We start from the raw sequence: 18,033 nt of genomic DNA, 5'->3' as shown, positions 1-18,033 counted from the left end.
ATATGGCAACATTGCCGGAGGGGGTAGGGCTGGACACTTCATTGACGTATGTAGACAGACCTACAAATACATTCATGATTGACTGGTCATCCAGACAGATTAGTGGGATGGGTTCCGGGCTTGCTGCCATGCGGCAGGCGGTGGACATCATCCTGAATACGGAGCGGTTCCGGTGGCAGATATACAGCCCTAATTTTGGGGTTGAGTTAGAGGAACTGATTGGCGAAGAATATGATTATGTAACCAGTGAGATTGCGAGGCGGGTGGAGGACGCATTTTCTACAGACAGCAGAGTGCTGTCCGTAGGGAATTTCGTTTTTACAGACCAGGGACAGGGTGTCCTAAAATGCGTATTTGATGTAAGTACAATTTTTGGCCCGGTACAGGCAGAGGTAACGGTATGATAGATTTTAGTGGAAAAACGTATGCAAATATATTATCAGACCAGCTGTCCAGGGTGCCTGATGATTTGGACAAGAGGGAAGGCTCTATTATCCAGACAGCCCTTGGACCGGTAAGCTGGTATCTTGAAGGGGTATATATGGACATGCAGCGGTTACAGGACAATGTCTATGCAGGAACAGCGGGTGGAGAAAGCCTTGACCGGATTGCTGAAGCATATGGAATTGCACGAAAACCCGCTACCTATGCACATAAGCAGGGTGTTTTCAATGTCCAGGTCCCAATTGGGTTCAGGGTATCTGCAATTCAGGAAGAACACATCATATATCGGGCAGTTGGATATATAGGAGTCCTGGATGGCTCACACACGTATGACATGGAGTGTGAAAAGCAGGGAGAGATAGGGAATGGATATACTGGACAGCTGCTCCCAATTGACCATGTTCAAGGGTTGACCTCCGCAATGCTCACTTCAATTCTTATAGCAGGTAGCGAAGAAGAGAGCGACAACGCTTTGAAGGCGCGCCTGTTGAATGTGATACAGAAACCGTCCACCAGTGGCAACCGGTATGATTATTATAACTGGGCCATGGAGTGCGATGGCGTAGGCGCGGCCAAAGTCTTTCCACTGGCCAACGGACCGGGGACAGTCAAGGTCATCATAGCGGATGCCAACATGTCGGCTGCAGGTACCGGCATACTGAAGATGGTACGGGAGCATATCGAGGAGCTGCGCCCCATCGGCGCGGATGTGACCGTGGCATCTGTCGTGGAAAAGGCGGTCAATGTATCAGCTGGAATCAGGCTACATGCAGGCATGAACCTGGGTGTCGTCCAGAATGCATTCCAGGCTGCACTGACTGAGTACCTGCACAAGGAGGCCCTGGACCTGTCCTATGTGAGCCTGGCAAGGGTCGGGAACCTGCTGCTGGGGACTGAGGGCGTGGAGGATTACTCAAATCTGTTGCTTAACGGCGTATCCGGCAACATGGCCCTGACGGAAGAAGAGATTGCAGTGACCGGAACGGTTACATTGGAGGTGATGTGATGCAGGTGAGTACGTTCTACGAGAAGCTAAACAAGGTTGATGGGAATATCTATGTCGTGGAGGAGGAAATACACCTTACCAATGGCGTGTATGAGGCGGAGCTGCAGCATGACAACATCAATGAGGCTACTTTCGCAGTGTTCACCGGCCCGAAGCTGACAGGAACCCGCTTGGAAACATATACCCTGTCTACACCCAGCCTGGCGCCATGGAAACGGATTGTCCGGGTGTATGCAGACGTACCGGTGGCCTACATCAGTTATGAGACGGATGGGGACACTGTTGAGGGAGACGATATCAACCGAGTCCAGGCAGCCGTTGTGGAAGCGCAGAAGGCGCTGAATACGGAAGAAGCGCGTGCCTTGTCTGCAGAGATGGAACTGAATGGGCGGATTGATACAGAGGTCAAACGGGCAGAGGATGCAGAACTGACTTTAAGGAATGACCTGACAGCTGAGGTGACGCGGGCGAAGGCTGCCGAAAAGACCAATGCGGATAACCTGGCCACAGAATCGACCAGGGCCAAGGCAGCGGAAAAGACCCTTACAAATAACCTGGCCAGTGAGATTACGAGGGCGAAGGCTGCCGAGAAGTCAATTGGTGACGCTGTTAATACGGAAAAATCCAGGGCTACGGCTGCGGAGGAGGCTATACGGAACACTATCGGTATCAATAAGCCTAACTGGGATGATAAGTATACCAGGAATGAGGTTGACAATAAGTTTTCTGCCCTGGAGACCGCCATTGATTGGAAGGAGGCTGTCATCACCTATGCTGACCTTGCGACAACTTACCCCCATCCGAATGACGGCTGGACTGTCAATGTCAAGGATACGAATTATACGTACCGCTGGAGTGGCACTGCCTGGATAGCTATATCCGCCAATGCAATCCCAAAGGCAACCCAGAGTGTGGATGGTCTTCTGAGTAAGGAGGATAAGACACATTATGATGATGCCTATAATAAGCGTCATACACATACCAATAAATCCACCCTGGACAAGCTGACGGAAACCCTGCTGACAAATTGGTCGGATGCTTATAATAAGCGGCATGAGCACGGAAATAAGACCGTCCTGGATAAGATTACCCAGACCCTGCTGGATAACTGGAACGCGGCGTATACGCACATCAGTAATAAAAGTAATCCCCATGGGGTGACAAAGTCCCAGGTGGGACTGGGAAGCGTACCCAACGTGGCAACCAATGACCAGGTACCGACCTTTACGCAGGCAACCACTCTTACCAATCTTACCAGCGGAGAAAAGCTGACCGTTATGTTGGGAAAAATTGCGAAGGCAATCGAGGATTTTATCACTCACAAGGCAGATGCGGTCCAACACATCACGGCAACGGAACGGACCAACTGGAATGATGCCAATAGCAAGAAGCACTCCCACAGCAACAAGAGCATTCTTGATACGGTTACGCAGGCCATGCTGGACAAATTGGACGGTATTGCTTCTGAAGCTGAGGTCAATGTGCAGTCAGACTGGAGTGTGACGGATACTGGATCGGATGCTTACATCAAAAATAAGCCAGCCTCCATGCCGGCCAATGGGGGAACTGCGTCTAAATTATCCAATGCGATTCAAATCAGCGATTATGACACATTCGTTCCCTCAAAAGTTGCTGCGGGAGCAATTACACCCATTATGGCAGGATCCAGTGCAAATTCGCCCTGGCCTAATACGACTGCCGGCTTACTGATACAGAGCAACCCGCAGGACTCCTGGCACATCCTGATATTCCGTAGCGGTCAAGGAGGATGGGCGTACCGGTCATATTATGAGGAATCTGGAAAATGGAGTGAGTGGAAAATCTGGTCTACCTTTGACGGAGCTTACAGCAGCCTGACAGGAAAGCCCAGTTCCTTCCCGCCGTCTTCCCACACACATACAGAACTTGCTCCAACTGTAACAAGTTCAAATACCTTAAGTTCAAGCGCGGGGCAGTTCTGTAAGCTCGCCACTTTAAAGATAAGCCGCCGATATGGATATGCCAGCCGGACATATGAATGCATCATTGGTTCACATGGCTTAAGTGATAGCGATTTTCTGCGGTTAAATCTCTGGTTTAGACAACAAAATGAATTTGGTAAGGAACCTTATGTATTCCTTTCCGTGACGGCAAATGATAACACAATAGAACAGGTAAAGTTTTATACGGTAGTAGACGAGCTAAATGCGGCCTATACCCAGATATCATTATGGGTAAAAATCATGACTGAATATACGACCTGCATGTTATTCACAACGGCGAAGGCCGCTGCTTCTGATAGCGTAACCTATCATAATAATTCTGGATTTGTGGCCACCTTGCCAACAACAGGGACCATCACAGGGCAAGTTGACTGTTCCGGCAGACATGAACATACCAAAAGCCAAATAACGGACATGCCCACAAAGTTATCCCAGTTTACTAATGACTCTGGATATCTGACGGAGGCTGATGTGGATACCAGCCAGAACCACACGCATGCAAATAAGACGGTGCTGGATAAGATTACTCAGACTATGCTTGATAAGCTTGCAGGGATTGCGGAGGGAGCAAATAAGTATGTGCATCCCACCACATCAGGAAATAAGCATATTCCGTCCGGCGGATCAAGCGGCCAGATATTACGGTGGAGTGCTGACGGTACCGCGGAGTGGGGCGCTGACAGTAACAGCGACACCAAGGTGACGCAGACCAATACAACCGGCAGCGCAAATTACCGGATAGTGCTGTCTGGAAACGCCAATGACAGTACGGAGACCAATACAGCCCGTAAATCTGCAAATTTCTGGGCAAACCCTGCAACCGGCGAATTATACGCAAAAGGATTTCGACGGACAGACATAACCGGGCAGACTTTGGATATCAACACCCTAAATCTTTCTTCTGGTGCCCCTTGCATTATGAGATACATTGAAAAGAGCGACGGCGGCGCTACAAATATCACCAATATTCCTGTAGCGGGAAAACCGTTCCTTCTTGATGTGGAACTGATACGCTGGGTATCAGCAGCAGATTATATTACAATGCAAACTTTCCGGAATGCTGCGAACCAGACAAATGAGTATGTGCGTTTCTGCAAGAACGGGACATGGAATGACTGGACCACAAGAGTATTTTCCGATACCGAATACTCCCATCCCAGCAGCGGGGTAACGGCAGGAACCTACCGGAGTGTCACAGTCAACGCCCAAGGCCATGTCACAGCCGGCACAAATCCAACCACCCTGGCCGGATATGGCATCACGGATGCGGCTGCCAAAAACCATAACCATGACATCACCTACCTTAAAAAGGGTGCCGTCACCTGGGGTGACCTGAAGGGGGTGTAAGGCATGTATGGAAAGACATTATACGGCCGTAGCCAGTATGCCCAGGAGGGCTCAAGCAACATTGTCCCGGAAAAGTACTTTGTGGACCTGGCGAGGTATGCGCCGCCCTTTCTGGCGGAGATACGCGAGATGGCGGAGATATACCGGACGCAGGGCTATGAGGTGGGGCAGCTGCAGCATGACCTGGAAGATCTGATTGACCAGTGTTACATTGTTACGGCCACCTGGGGACTATCAAGATGGGAGCAGATGCTTGGCGTGGCCACTAATATGTCCCTTACATACGAGCAGCGCCGGGAGATACTGATGGCAAAGCTTCGGGGCCAGGGGACCACGACCAGGAAGATGATAGAGGACACCGCGGCGGCATTCAGTGGCGGGGAAGTGAAGGTGATTGAGGACAACCCCAGTCATCTTTTTATTATCCGGTTTATCGGCATCAAGGGGATACCCAGGAACATGCAGGCATTTGTCTCCATGCTGGAGGACATAAAGCCGGCGCATCTGGCCTACCGGTTTGAGTACCGATATACCACATGGAACGAACTGAAACCATGCGTATGGAACCGTCTTGGGGGCATGACCTGGGATGACGTAAGGACATTAAAGGAGGCATAGGATATGCAGTTAACACCGAATTATAAGTTAAAGAAACCAGAAGGGGCAGACCCAGTTGATATACAGGATTTTAATGACAATGCTGACCTGATAGATGCGGCGCTGAAGAAGAAGGCAGAATCCTCAGGCGGGGATATATCCGGGATGACAGTAAAGACACTGGATGACATAACCACGGAATTCCCGGTCCCAGAGGCTGGCGAAAGTACAAAGACTTTTCTTGGGAAAGTCAAAAAGTTTTTCAGTGATACCAAGAACTGGATGACCGGTGTTTGTTTGATTGGCCAGATAGTGAATAACTGCGTGACTAACAACGCAAAATTACCGCTGTCGGCTGCCCAGGGTAAGGTGCTAATGGACCTTTATACTGTGCTCAATACCGATAAGAACCCGAAGATAACACTTGCCGAGTACAGCAATAATTTTGTGATATCTCCCACAACCTGGACTACCGCATTCAATTTGTGGCTTTCGCCGGGACTATATATAGTAAAACATTCAGTACTCGCACCGAATGGTGTCAGCAGTATTTCCTTAAATATGGAAGTTCCGGGGGGCGGTGAGCAGCAGACAGATCGAGGCGATAATACTGGTGTCAGGGGGGTAATCGGTACCAATATTTATTATTTACCATCTGGCGGTACCTATATCGGGAGCGTGTACGTAAACCATAACACGACGGCTACAGCCAATAATAATCTTAAAATACTGAAGCTGTGGTAACCAGGAATGGTAATTGAATCTTGGCAGGGAGTAATATATTTGCTATAATAAAATATTACAGATGATAAATAACTTGGAGGTGTTTATGGAAAGTTGTGGCAACAGACGAAATTCGACTATTGATATATTACGGGTTCTTTTTGCAGTTGTAATAGCTCTTTTTCATATTGCAGAGGTATATCCTTTACAAATATCTAATAAAATCAGCCTTTTCGCACAAGGGGCTATTGGTGTTGAATTTTTTTCTGTAGTGACAGGGTTTTTAATGGCGCAGTCTGTAAAGAAAAGACTGGAAGAAAAATCATTTGAAATAGGAAAAGAAACGGCTTATTATGTTGGGAGAAAATACATTAAGATTTTTCCATACCACCTTTTTTCATTTGTTATATCGTTGTTCTTATATCTCCTTTGGAATTCAAACTCGCTATTTGATAAGGTAAGGATTGTATTTTTTTCTTTCAGTGATTTGTTTATGCTTAACATGACCGGGCTCTATAGCTTGAAATTAAATGTACCGGCATGGTATTTATCGTCAATGTTTATTTCCCTGCTGATTTTATACCCTGTTATCAGAGCTAAATATGATTTGTTTGTGCATGTGCTTTCTCCGGTATTTGTTCTTTTTTGTGCGGGATGGATGTCGCTTACGACTGAAAGCATGAGAGGCATTGAGATGTGGTGCGGAATTATGTACAAAGGTACATTGAGAGTTGGAATGGGGATTGCATTAGGCAGTATCTGCTTTGAAGTTTGTCAAGTGATCAGAGGGAAAAAGTTAACACCTAAAGTAAAGACAGTATTGTCCATATTAGAGATCACGGGATATGCAGTAACTTTCCTGTATTCCTGTATGAATTTGTCAGAGCAAGGATATTTTGTGATATTTTTTATTATTGCAGCTTCTATAACTCTAACTTTTAGCAATGTGACGGTAACCAGAGATATTAATTTTTTGAGGGGTAAGGCGAAACTGGAAAATCTTAGTTTAGCTATTTTTCTTAATCAGACATACTGTGCAACAATTATAAAACACATTATAAATCAGTATAATTTAAAAATTAAGAATATTATTATAGTTCTAATATACTTATTTATGGTATTTGTGTCATCAGCTTTATGCTTAATCGTTGTTAATGGAGTTAAACGAAAAACAATGAGAACGTGTTAATAGAAACTGTAGTTTAGGGGACCGCAAGGTCCCCTTTATGATACACAAAAATAAGAAAGAAGGTAATTCAATGGAAAAAATAAGAATTGGAAAGGAAGAACAGCTGTATGAGATCAAAAGCATCCAGCCAGTATCATCCAGTGTCATGCAGATTGAGTTTGCAGGCTCAGTCCCTATCACTTGGGGAGACATTACCATCTACACAGCCGGTGGTGATGAGGCGACGACCCTGACCGGCTATGAGACGGTATATCGGGATGAGGGGCAGATCCTCTATCTATCAAACGATGGTAGCGTATACAACCCTCCTGTGCCGCCAGAACCGGTAGATCCACCGGAGCCCTATGTACCAACCCTGGAGGAGCTGCAGGCCGCCAAACGCCGGGAGGTGGCAGCGGAGTGCGAGAGGCTTATTTATGCCGGAATCAATGTAACGCTGGCTGATGGCAGCGCGGAACACTATGCGCTGACCATTGAGGACCAGCTTAACCTGTTTGGCAAGCTGAGCCAGATAACTGCCGGGGCAACGCAGCTGGAGTACCATGCCGATGGACAGCCCTGTAGGTATTACAGCGCAGCAGACATGCAGGCAATCATCCAGGCGGCCATGTGGCATGTATCCTATCACACCACGTACTGTAATGCTATTAACATGTGGATTGCTGGCTGCCAGACCGCTGAGGAGGTCCAGGAAATCTTTTATGGTGCGGATGTGCCGGAAGAGTACCAGAGCGAGGTGCTTAAGACGTATCTGACACAGATAGCCGGGCAGATGGGAGTGAGCACGGATGGGGCACAGACGGAACGATAAGTATGTCATATTGTGGGCCGTTGGAGGACTGATATACATAAGCCTGGAAGCCATTTGGCGGGGACATAGCCACTGGACTATGTTTATCCTGGGTGGCATCTGTTTTGTCGCTCTGGGGCTGATTAACGAGGTATTGCCCTGGGATATGCCCCTATGCCAGCAGGTGATTATTGGAGCCTGCATTGTGACAGTGTTGGAGTTTGCGACCGGCTGTGTGGTCAACCTGTGGCTGGGATGGAACGTGTGGGATTACAGCAGCCTGCCGGGCAATATCCTGGGTCAGGTATGTCCGCAATACTGCCTGCTTTGGATGCCGGTAAGCCTGGCTGGAATCGTGCTGGATGACTGGTTACGGTATTGGTGGTGGGGCGAGGAGCGGCCGTATTATAAAATATTATAGAAAGGTGAGGTTAATGAAAATGAAAAGAGAATATGTAATTACAGTACAGGGGGCGCTGGCAGCAGCTGGTGCCTTTTTAAGTGCGAAGCTAGGAATCTTGTATCCGGTGCTGTGCATCCTAATGGGTACCATGGTGTTAGATTACATAACCGGGATGCTGGCCAGTAAAAATGAGGCCATAGACCATCCGGGTGATGCCAGCTATGGATGGAGCTCCAGAAAAGGGGCTAAGGGTATCATTAAAAAGGTGGGATACCTGTGCGTAATTGCCGCGGCTATGGTGGTTGATTATGTGATTGTTTTTGTGTCGGCAGAGCTTGGGATGCAGATATCCGTCAAGGCCTTCTTCGGGCTCCTGGTGGCGGTCTGGTACTTACTCAATGAGTTGTTGTCCATCATCGAGAATGCCGGTCGTATGGGTGCCAATGTGCCGGAATGGCTGCGTAAATATATCGCAGTATTGAAGGATAAGATTGACAATACAGATTATCAGGGAGGCAGCAGGACATAAAAGGAGGTGGTCCGTATATCTCCCGGCCGCCAGGGTAATGGCGGTAAACTTATCAACCCAAAAAAGGAAAGAGAGGTACATATTATGGCAGAATCAACAGGAAAACATGCAGCGCATATTCCGGGAAATGGGGGATACCTGGCAGAGGGGCCAGACCTGCAGGAAAAACAGCCCACCCCATACCTGTATGATGCACCAACAGACACGCCGCATCCGGGTAAGCACCAGAGCGGTGTAGGCGGCCCAAGTGACCGTAACAATAATGGCGTAGACGACGAAAAGGAGTAGTTGCGATATCGCAACTTGTGACGTCACAACTTTTTATGGCCTGGGAGTAAGTCCCAGGCCTTATCTTTTGATTGGAGGTACGATATGAGTAAAACATCAGCAGGATTAATTCAGCACTGCAAGGACAAGCTGGGAACACCTTACGTTTATGGCGCAAAAGGAGAGGTCCTTACCCAGGCCATACTGGACAGGTTGGCCCGGGAGAACCCAGGCACATACACATCTACTTACAAGGCCAAGGCGGCCAAGTACATAGGCCAGCGTTGTACGGACTGTAGTGGCCTCATCAGCTGGTACACCGGCATCCTGCGCGGCAGCTACAACTACCATGACACCGCGGTGGAGCGGGTGGGCATCGACCATCTGGACGAGTCCATGGTAGGCTGGGCGGTGTGGAAGCCGGGACACATCGGGGTGTACATAGGCGATGGATATTGCATCGAGGCCAAGGGTATCAACTATGGGACTATCCAGAGCCGTGTGACGGCCACGCCCTGGCAGAAGGCATTAAAGCTCTGCGACATCGACTACACGCCGGTCCCGGTGACATACACCCAGGGCTTCCAGCCGGCCGCAGACGGCCAGCGCTGGTGGTATCAGTTTGCAGATGGCGGCCATGCAGCTAACGGTTGGTACTGGCTCCAGGAGATGGAGCGAAGGACATGGGGATGGTATCTGTTTGACAGCGAAGGGTACATGCTGACCGGATACCAGGTGGACCCCTCCGGCGAGGCATTTTTACTCTGCCCGGTCAAGGGCTCCAACGAGGGCAAGTGCATGATTACGGATGCCAGGGGTGCACTGCGGATTGCGGAGGAGTATGACATGGTAAATCGACGGTATGTGTTTGAGTGGTAAGGCATAAGATATCATGTATATAGAAAGGGCGGCCTTTTATGAGCCGCCTTAATTTTCCGATTCTTTTTTTGCAAACAGATAGCCACTTAACGTAAATAAAAGAGTCTTTATAATCTCTATTATATCCTTTGTAATAGAAGAAGGTTGATGCTTCAGAGTTGCGCTTGTAATAACATCGATTACAAATATTATCCCGAGTATCACCAAACAACCTACGATTAATTTAAAAGCACTGAAATAGCGTTTATCTTTTCTCGTCTTATCACGTTCTCCAATTTCGAGCTGCCTTACAAGCAAGGGATCTATTTGGTTAAACTGTGCTTTGTCAAGGGGCTCATCTTCTTCTTTAAGAGGCCTACCAAAAAGAAAGTCATTATCAGTTTGAGACAATATAATCCTCCTCACCGGCGATATCATTATCGTCCAAGTAGATTTTTCTCTTATCTATTGCTTTTCTCCAGGCAGTATTGGATTTGTGGGTAAAAGACGACAAAACGATTCCGTCATAATCACTATAATTTTCCCAAACCTTGTCAAACGCTTCCCTAAAAAGAGGCGATGAGGACGTATCGGCCACATACACTTTTCCATCGTCTGATATAGAAAAGCGCTTTATTGAATTAGAGCCAGAACTCTTAAACTCATCATACACGCTTCTGAGTACTGGGCCATATTTCCATGCTTCAAACCGTTCATCGAATAGCGCACGGCCGGTGGACTTGTAATATTCTTTATACAAACAAAAAATTAGTTTTTGGAGTTTCATTGGCGTGATATCTTTGTCCTCTTTAAAGGCCCTATCTAATATAGTATTTCCAATGATTAAAGCATTGACCATAACATAGACACCTCCTCACTTATTATTATGCAGGCTTTGAAAAAAAATACGAAAACCGCCTCATGGCGGTTCCTGCGCTTAGTGACATTGCATGTCGCTCAAATGTTGATTCAGTTACGCAGGTATATAGAACGCCCTGTCTGTACTTATAGTATATGGGAAATTTACAAAAATGTCAATGAAGGATTGAACTGTTGTTCGTGTATATATGATCTGATGATATATGGACTATCTGCTTCTTAATTATATGTGAAAGGCGGGTACCGGATGAACCGGGCCCGCCTATAATATTTGGTAGGCAATGACTACCATTTGCCTACCTTGCACAAGTTTTTCTTTAACACGCCTGGTTACGCTATAGTACTTCTGGTTTTTCTATTTCTTTAAAATCCCTTATTTTAAAAGATAATAAGTTACGCTATAATATTGTGTAGCACACATGGTTTTTTGATATCGGCTTACAGGGAATGTGGAGGTGGTATGTCTTTTGTCCAAACTTAATGCAAAGCAACATATCGAGGTGGATTTGAGCATGGACGAGCTGGATTTGACCGATGCAGAGAAGAAAGCTACCTACCAGGAGATCAAAGATGATGTGATTGAGCATACCGGACTCAAGGTCAGCAGTTTGTATATCGCTCAGGTGAAGCAGAAAACCGAGAATTGAAGCGCACTTCCCAAATGGACTGGGTTCGGGCCGCCAATTCCATCCGCAGCCGGGCGGAAGAAATCATCCTGCACGAAATGATTTATGTATAAGGAGGCTGCCATGAGATACCGGGTTGAACGGTGGGAGGGCCAGCGCTGCCTTATTATGAACAGCCGGGCGGAGCTGCTGGAATACCTGAAGCATACACCTCCCGAAACAATCACAGACATACGGAAAATTTATAAGAATGGGATTACGGATTCTGTCATGGAAACCTACTTCCCTTATGGCGGATACAGAAACAAGGGGGAGCGTCCAGCAGGCCACCTTGTCAGTGTTCCGCCAAATCCAAAATGATATTGCTTTGCTGCAGGAGCCAGCCCGTAAATTCTTTCGGGCTGGCTTTTTCCGTTTTGATCGCCCGTTTCCTTTGCAGGGCTTCCTTTTTGAACGCTTTAAAGGCTGCCTGCATTTCTTCCAGCCGGTCAGCCGGGAAGTCAGGATTTTTCTTTGCCTTATTGATGATATTGCGCCAGTGCTGGCATTCGTTTTTATAAACAAGATCATATTTGTTATCTTTGGCCCGTTTATCAAACTCCCGCTTGTTTTCGAGCGCCTGTGCTTTCCGGCATTTCTCACTGCATAATTCATAGCGCTGGCTCCTAGCAAGGAAGATTTTTCCGCAGGTTTTACATTTCCTAATATATAAGCCCCAGTCGGAAAGCCGGTTCAGATAATAGATGATCAAAGGATGGAGGGACACATCAGCGGCAACGCATTCAGCCCCTCTCTTATTGTCGGGATACCAGAGGTCAAGCCGGGTATCCCCGGCTGGCACCGATCCCCATATCCGATGGGAGATATTCGGCCGTTGGGGTTTGCCGGTATCCGGGTCAAATTCCAGCGGCGGGGCTTCCATAAATATGGCTGTAAAACCGTTCATTTTACTGATAAAGCGGTCACAGGCGGCCAGTCTGTCCCGTGGCTCCCTGGCACGCAGATACTCGTTCCAGGTACGGAACGCCGCATACATTCTCACCGGATCGCCGGTGAGATATTTTTTTGACAGAAATTCTCCGGCGGCCTGTTCCAATGCAGGCTGCTTCCAGCGGTTCGAGTGCAGGGCTTCCCGCAGCTGGGACAGTCCCAAACGGTTCCATTCCCCGTCCGGGTCATGTTCAAATTCAGAAAGAAATGTCCCCAGAGGCCGGATGGCGTCACAGAGTAAATCCGTATCCATATCCCCTTGCAGACGGAAACGGATTTGTGTCTCCTCGCCTATCAAAATACGCTCTTTCATTTTCTGCCTGTCCAGTGTCAGGACGAACAAAATCCGGTCATAGACCGGTTCATGCCGGTTAAATGCAAATTCCATAGGTTCGTTCTTCTCAATGCTTATGGTAATTTCATAATAAAGTTCAATTCGTTACATACAGAGTACCGCAAAAACATTGATTTGTCAAGTTTGATCCAATATGATAATTGGCACATGGTAATTTCGTTACATGTAGTACCTTGACAAGTAAATGACCGTCTGACAGGGATATGACCGTGAGGGGAAGCAGCGCCGGGAGCCGGAAAATCGGAAAGATACCGAGCCGGGGAGCGTGCCAATACACGGGATACGCCGCAGGAATGGGGCAGCCGCAGGGATGCGGCTATGAGGATAACGGCTGTCAGACAGAACGGCGAAAGGAAACAGAGATTTTATCAAATTTAATAACAGGAGGAACAACAAAATGAGTGAAAACAAGAGACTGAAAAGCTATGACGATCTCCCTCTGGTGCTGGATGTGGCGGATATCCAGCGTATTAGGGAATTTCCAGAGTGAGCGCCTACGAGCTGGTTCACACGCCGGGATTCCCGGCCTTCCGTAGCGGAAGGCTGATTAAGGTCAGTAAAAAAGCGTTCTTTGACTGGATGGCAAAAGGTCCCGGAATCGTACCGGAAAGCAACAAATGAGGGAAAGGCAGCTTCCCCTGACCAGATGATTACCGCTCTTTTTTAAGGGGCATACGGAGGGGAAAACGCTCAAAAATGACACCGAAACATGACAGTAAAATGGAGGGAACAGCAAATGCCGAGAATAAGTAAAAAACGCAGGTAAGAACTGGCTTTCTTCCTGAATGACCGCAACCGTGTCACCTATAACGAACTGTGCCGGAAATGCCGCCATAGCTGCAAAGTATTCCGGCATTTCCTGTTTGGGGCGATCCGGCGGGTATTCTCCCCCGGCTGCAAATATGAGGAAATGCTCTGCCTGGTGGGAGGCCAGGGAGCCGGAAAATCTACCTTTTTCCGGCTGCTGGCAATCGAGGACGAATGGTTCAGCGACGATCTGAAGCGGCTGGATGATGATAAGGTATTCACGAAGCTGCAGGGCCACTGGATACTGGAAATGCCGGAGATGCTGGCAACCCACAGCGCAAAGAGCATTGAGGAAATCCGCTCCTTTATCAGCAGGCAGAAGGAAACCTACCGGACGCCATATGAAGCACAGCCCAAATACCGGCTGCGCCAGTGCGTGTTCGGCGGCACTTCCAACACACTGGACTTCCTGCCCCTTGACCGGGCGGGCAACCGGCGTTTTTTGCCGGTCATGGTCTACCCGGAGGAAGCGGAGGTTCACATTCTGGAGGACGAGGACGCTTCAAGGGAGTACCTGCTGCAGGTATGGGCGGAAGCCATGACGGTCTACTGGAGTGGACAGTATTCCATGAAATTCAGTAAAGAAATACAGAAACAGCTTGTGGCAGTGCAGAAAGACTTCATGCCGGAGGACACCGAAGCCGGGCAGATCATCGGCTTTCTGGAGACGTATACCGGCAGTATGGTCTGTTCCAAACAGCTTTACAGGGAAGCCATGCACCATGAGTTCGCTGTGACCGGCTGGAAGCCTTTTTCCAATCCGAGGATGTTCGCCGGGTACGGCAGGCAGAGGGGCTGGGAACGGGAATCCGGTTCCGGCAACGAAATCCCCGGCAACGAAAGCGGATTTGTGGAGCTGACGGAGGAAGAATGCCGCCAGTTGGAGCTTCCCAAAGAGTGGATCGCTTAAAATTTGCGGTCTGTTGCCGGGCAGGTTGCCGGTTTGTTGCCGGGTTCGTTACCGGAAAAATCCCTTTGGAGGATGCCGGAAATGCCGTAATATCAAGGTATTTCTTCATCTTCTTCTATTTATTTTTATTTATGACAACGAAAGCAACAAAGAAATCAAAGAAAATCAGGAAAGGAAAAACAGGGAGCCGGATATTCGTTTGCAGGTTTTTCGGGGTTCGTTGCCGGACTTCGTTGCCGCAGGCTTTGTCAGGCTCAATTCATTTATGGAGGATATTTGCCTATGAGAGATGAATGGAGCGGTTTTGCGGATTTGATGGCAAGTCTGATTGAAAAATATGCAGCAGACTTAGACTTGGATAATCTGCCCGATCCAAAGGATATGTTGAATCGGCAAGATGATGGCAGCATGTCAGAAAAAACAATCAAATCATGTATTGCAGGCAGAAAAGCTGCATGATATAATAATCGTGAAATAAGTGTCCAAACTCAGTTTGAGAAGGAAAACAACCTTCTTGAACTGAGGTACATAAGGTTGATGAGGTGAACGATATGAGCGGTAACGATGCACCAAACAAAAAATCAGATATGATTATCTACACAACAGAAGATGGATTGGCAAAAATTGAGACCACCTTCGACGGCGATACAGTTTGGCTGTCGATTGATCAGATGGCGGAACTATTTCAAAGGGACAAATCAACGATTTCAAGGCATATAAAAAATATTTTTATAGAGGGCGAGCTGAATCGCGATTCAGTTGTTGCAAATTTTGCAACAACTGCGGCGGACGAAAAAACTTATCAGGTTGATTATTACAATCTCGATGTTATTATCTCGGTTGGCTATCGTGTGAAGTCCAAACGAGGCACTCAGTTCCGTATTTGGGCAACCGGAGTTTTGAAAGAATACATGAGAAAAGGCTTTGCTCTGGATGATGAACGCTTGAAAAATCTGGGCGGAGGCGGATATTTTAAGGAACTGCTGGAACGCATTAGGGACATCCGGGCATCTGAGAAAGTGTTCTATCGTCAGGTGCTGGAGATTTATGCTACCAGTATTGACTATGACCCAAAAGCGGAAATATCTATTCAGTTTTTCAAAAAGGTTCAGAACAAGATTCATTATGCGATTCATGGTCAGACTGCGGCAGAGGTTATTTACACAAGAGCTGATGCGGAGAAAGAGTTCATGGGGCTTACTGCTTTTGCGGGCAGCCAGCCGACGCTGCGGGAGGCCGTGATCGCCAAGAATTACCTGGATGAAAAAGAGCTTCGTGCAATGGGGCAGCTTGTATCCGGTTATCTGGATTTTGCGGAGCGTCAGGCGGAGCGGGAGCAGACAATGACGATGAAAGACTGGGCGGAACATTTGGATCGGATTCTTACTATGAGCGGAGAGCAGCTTTTGCAGGGAAACGGCAGTATTTCCCACAAACAGGCGGTTGATAAGGCAACGACAGAATATCGCAAATACAAAGCCAGGACACTCAGTGAAGTGGAACAGGACTATCTGGATTCAATAAAGCAATTGGAACAAAAGACAGATCAAAAATAGAAGTGCTACGGGCTGTGGCACAAATGAGGCTTCAGACATGAAAAAAGAAAAGATAAAAGTATATATCTATACGAGAGTATCCACCACGATGCAGATTGACGGATATTCTCTGGATGCCCAGAAATCCAGAATGAAAGCTTTTGCTGAGTACAATGATTATGAGATTGTCGGCGAATATGAGGATGCCGGTAAGTCAGGAAAATCCATTGAGGGCAGAAGCGAGTTCAATCGTATGATGGAAGATATTAAATCTGGCAAAGATGGCGTTTCTTATGTTCTGGTGTTCAAATTGTCCCGGTTCGGCAGAAATGCGGCGGATGTCCTTTCCACATTACAGGTCATGCAGGACTTTGGAGTTAATTTGATTTGCGTGGAGGACGGCATTGATTCTTCCAAGGAGGCTGGTAAGCTGATGATCTCCGTTTTGTCGGCAGTCGCGGAGATTGAGAGAGAAAACATCCGTGTCCAAACAATGGAGGGCAGGATTCAGAAAGCCCGTGAGGGCAAGTGGAACGGCGGTTTTGCCCCCTACGGATACACGCTTGAAAAGGGAAAACTGATTATCAACGAGGAAGAAGCCGAGGCAATTCGCATTATCTTTGATCAGTATGTGCATACCGACATGGGCGCTAACGGTCTTGCAAAATACCTTGCCAATCACGGTATTCATAAAATACAGCGGCAGAACGGCAAAAATCCTCTGTTTGATGCGGCTCTGATCCGCAGGATACTGAAAAATCCTGTTTATTGCGGCAAAATCGCCTACGGCAGACGCAGGACGGAAAAGGTACATGGCACCAGAAACGATTACCGGCTTGTGGAGCAGGACGATTATTTACTGGCGGATGGTCTGCATGAGGGTATTGTGTCGGAAGAACTCTGGCATGAAGCACAAGTGAAGCTGCTGGCACAGGCTGAAAAGTATGAACATGTAAACCGTGGCAAAGACGCCAAGGTGCATCTGCTGTCAGGTATCGTCAAGTGCCCAATCTGCGGGGCCGGGATGTATGGCAACAAGAGCATCAAGCACAGGCCGGACGGAACAAAGTACAAAGATTTCTTCTATTACGGCTGCAAGCACCGTACTATGATTCGCGGGCACAAGTGCGATTATAAAAGGCAAATCAATGAAGAACTGCTGGATGATGCCGTGGCAGAGGTTATTGTAAAGCTGGTCAGCAATCCGAAATTTGCGGCATTGATGCAGCAGAAAATCAGCATGAAGGTAGATACCACTGCCATTGAGCAGGAAATTGCAGCCTATGAAAAGCAGCTCAGGCAGAGTTATTCCACCAAATCCAGGCTGATAGAGGAAATTGATTCTCTTGACCCGGATGATAAGCACTACATCAAGCGCAAGTCAGATCTTGATGAGCGTCTTTACAGGATGTATGATAAGATTGAGAATACGGAAAATCTGCTGATTGCCGCCAGAGCAAAGAAAATGGCAATCGAAGCGGAAAAGCTCACCGGAGATAATATTTACAAGGTGCTGATTTACTTTGATAAGTTGTATGATGCCATGAATGAGCAGGAAAAGCGGCAGATCATGGAGGCGTTGATTTCCGAAATTCAGATATACGAGGAGCGGCAGCCGAACGGTCAGTGGCTGAAATCCATCAAATTCAAACTTCCGATTATTGATGAGGATATGAATTTGAGTTTGGACAATGATGAACATGTGGAAGTAGTAATAATGATGCAGAATTGTGGCTTGGAAGGAAAGTAGAGGGGGTTAACCACAAGATGTAGTGGTTTTTGGCGAAAAATCGAGG

The 18,033-nt window shown here is 47.5% G+C and carries 18 protein-coding genes and 4 pseudogenes; 19 read left to right on the top strand and 3 right to left on the bottom strand.

What is annotated here, in order from left to right:
* The first annotated feature begins 2 nt into the window (after positions 1–2).
* The 11 genes from G614_RS0117965 (at position 3) to G614_RS0117915 (ending at position 10,156) form a co-directional block, all read left to right on the top strand.
* Positions 3–404 (top strand): DUF2634 domain-containing protein, encoded by a 402-nt coding sequence (locus tag G614_RS0117965; RefSeq protein ID WP_002594587.1) that lies wholly within the window; start codon positions 3–5, stop codon positions 402–404.
* Entirely contained in the window at positions 401–1,450 is a 1,050-nt protein-coding gene (locus tag G614_RS0117960) for a baseplate J/gp47 family protein (RefSeq protein ID WP_027643057.1), read from the top strand. The genes G614_RS0117965 and G614_RS0117960 overlap by 4 nt, the downstream gene beginning before the upstream one ends.
* Entirely contained in the window at positions 1,450–4,779 is a 3,330-nt protein-coding gene (locus G614_RS30280) for a hypothetical protein (RefSeq protein WP_080664547.1), read from the top strand. The genes G614_RS0117960 and G614_RS30280 overlap by 1 nt, the downstream gene beginning before the upstream one ends.
* 3 nt (positions 4,780–4,782) lie before the next feature.
* Positions 4,783–5,397 carry a YmfQ family protein gene (locus G614_RS0117950; protein ID WP_027643056.1) on the top strand — a complete coding sequence of 205 codons (615 nt, stop codon included), beginning with the start codon at positions 4,783–4,785 and terminating at the stop codon, positions 5,395–5,397.
* Positions 5,398–5,400: 3 nt separating this feature from the next.
* On the top strand, positions 5,401–6,120 hold the full coding sequence (locus G614_RS32935) for a hypothetical protein (protein WP_080664546.1): 720 nt from the start codon (positions 5,401–5,403) through the stop codon (positions 6,118–6,120).
* Between the two features lie 85 nt (positions 6,121–6,205).
* Positions 6,206–7,288 (top strand): acyltransferase family protein, encoded by a 1,083-nt coding sequence (locus G614_RS0117940; RefSeq protein ID WP_027643055.1) that lies wholly within the window; start codon positions 6,206–6,208, stop codon positions 7,286–7,288.
* Positions 7,289–7,358: 70 nt separating this feature from the next.
* Positions 7,359–8,099: a hypothetical protein gene (locus tag G614_RS0117935; RefSeq protein WP_027643054.1), complete on the top strand. Its 741-nt coding sequence runs from the start codon at positions 7,359–7,361 to the stop codon at positions 8,097–8,099.
* Positions 8,077–8,499, top strand: a complete 423-nt coding sequence (locus G614_RS0117930) for a putative ABC transporter permease (RefSeq protein WP_027643053.1) — start codon at positions 8,077–8,079, stop codon at positions 8,497–8,499. The genes G614_RS0117935 and G614_RS0117930 overlap by 23 nt, the downstream gene beginning before the upstream one ends.
* Before the next feature lie 13 nt (positions 8,500–8,512).
* Positions 8,513–9,010, top strand: coding sequence for a phage holin family protein (locus G614_RS0117925; protein WP_007037967.1), 498 nt, complete (start codon positions 8,513–8,515; stop codon positions 9,008–9,010).
* A gap of 84 nt (positions 9,011–9,094) precedes the next feature.
* A complete protein-coding gene (locus tag G614_RS0117920; RefSeq protein ID WP_027643052.1) occupies positions 9,095–9,298 on the top strand; it encodes a hypothetical protein in 204 nt (67 codons plus the stop codon).
* Between the two features lie 84 nt (positions 9,299–9,382).
* Positions 9,383–10,156, top strand: coding sequence for a hypothetical protein (locus tag G614_RS0117915; protein WP_027643051.1), 774 nt, complete (start codon positions 9,383–9,385; stop codon positions 10,154–10,156).
* Between the two features lie 48 nt (positions 10,157–10,204).
* Here G614_RS0117915 and G614_RS0117910 read toward each other — a convergent pair whose 3' ends face one another.
* Positions 10,205–10,546, bottom strand: coding sequence for a hypothetical protein (locus G614_RS0117910; protein WP_027643050.1), 342 nt, complete (start codon positions 10,544–10,546; stop codon positions 10,205–10,207).
* Positions 10,533–10,994, bottom strand: a complete 462-nt coding sequence (locus G614_RS0117905) for a Panacea domain-containing protein (protein WP_027643049.1) — start codon at positions 10,992–10,994, stop codon at positions 10,533–10,535. Before G614_RS0117905 ends, G614_RS0117910 begins: the two co-directional genes overlap by 14 nt.
* Before the next feature lie 460 nt (positions 10,995–11,454).
* On the opposite strand from G614_RS0117905, the pseudogene G614_RS27955 reads away from it, so the two are divergent.
* From G614_RS27955 to G614_RS27950, 3 genes and pseudogenes are all read left to right on the top strand, one after another.
* Positions 11,455–11,649: pseudogene (locus G614_RS27955) on the top strand (hypothetical protein); the annotation flags it as partial.
* A 2-nt stretch (positions 11,650–11,651) separates the two neighbouring features.
* Positions 11,652–11,753: pseudogene (locus G614_RS30270) on the top strand (TnpV protein); the annotation flags it as partial.
* A 10-nt stretch (positions 11,754–11,763) separates the two neighbouring features.
* Positions 11,764–12,000: a hypothetical protein gene (locus G614_RS27950; protein WP_044918157.1), complete on the top strand. Its 237-nt coding sequence runs from the start codon at positions 11,764–11,766 to the stop codon at positions 11,998–12,000.
* On the opposite strand, the gene G614_RS0117885 is transcribed toward G614_RS27950, so the two are convergent.
* Positions 11,975–13,018 (bottom strand): hypothetical protein, encoded by a 1,044-nt coding sequence (locus G614_RS0117885; protein WP_027643048.1) that lies wholly within the window; start codon positions 13,016–13,018, stop codon positions 11,975–11,977. The two genes, G614_RS27950 and G614_RS0117885, sit on opposite strands and share 26 nt — an antisense overlap.
* 364 nt (positions 13,019–13,382) lie before the next feature.
* Here G614_RS0117885 and G614_RS34565 point away from each other — a divergent pair.
* From G614_RS34565 to G614_RS0117855, 5 genes and pseudogenes are all read left to right on the top strand, one after another.
* Positions 13,383–13,606 (top strand): annotated as a pseudogene (locus tag G614_RS34565) (helix-turn-helix domain-containing protein).
* Positions 13,607–13,817: 211 nt separating this feature from the next.
* Positions 13,818–14,702 (top strand): annotated as a pseudogene (locus tag G614_RS27940) (VapE domain-containing protein); the annotation flags it as partial.
* A 282-nt stretch (positions 14,703–14,984) separates the two neighbouring features.
* Positions 14,985–15,161: a hypothetical protein gene (locus G614_RS32000; protein WP_166430222.1), complete on the top strand. Its 177-nt coding sequence runs from the start codon at positions 14,985–14,987 to the stop codon at positions 15,159–15,161.
* A 92-nt stretch (positions 15,162–15,253) separates the two neighbouring features.
* Positions 15,254–16,258: a virulence RhuM family protein gene (locus tag G614_RS0117860; protein WP_027643046.1), complete on the top strand. Its 1,005-nt coding sequence runs from the start codon at positions 15,254–15,256 to the stop codon at positions 16,256–16,258.
* A 37-nt stretch (positions 16,259–16,295) separates the two neighbouring features.
* Complete coding sequence (locus G614_RS0117855; protein ID WP_027643045.1) at positions 16,296–17,987, top strand: recombinase family protein; 1,692 nt, start codon at positions 16,296–16,298, stop codon at positions 17,985–17,987.
* Positions 17,988–18,033 lie beyond the last annotated feature (46 nt).

It is taken from the genome of [Clostridium] clostridioforme AGR2157 (assembly GCF_000424325.1).
Taxonomy (GTDB): domain Bacteria; phylum Bacillota; class Clostridia; order Lachnospirales; family Lachnospiraceae; genus Enterocloster; species Enterocloster clostridioformis_A.
This window is presented reverse-complemented; position numbering and strand designations above follow the sequence as displayed.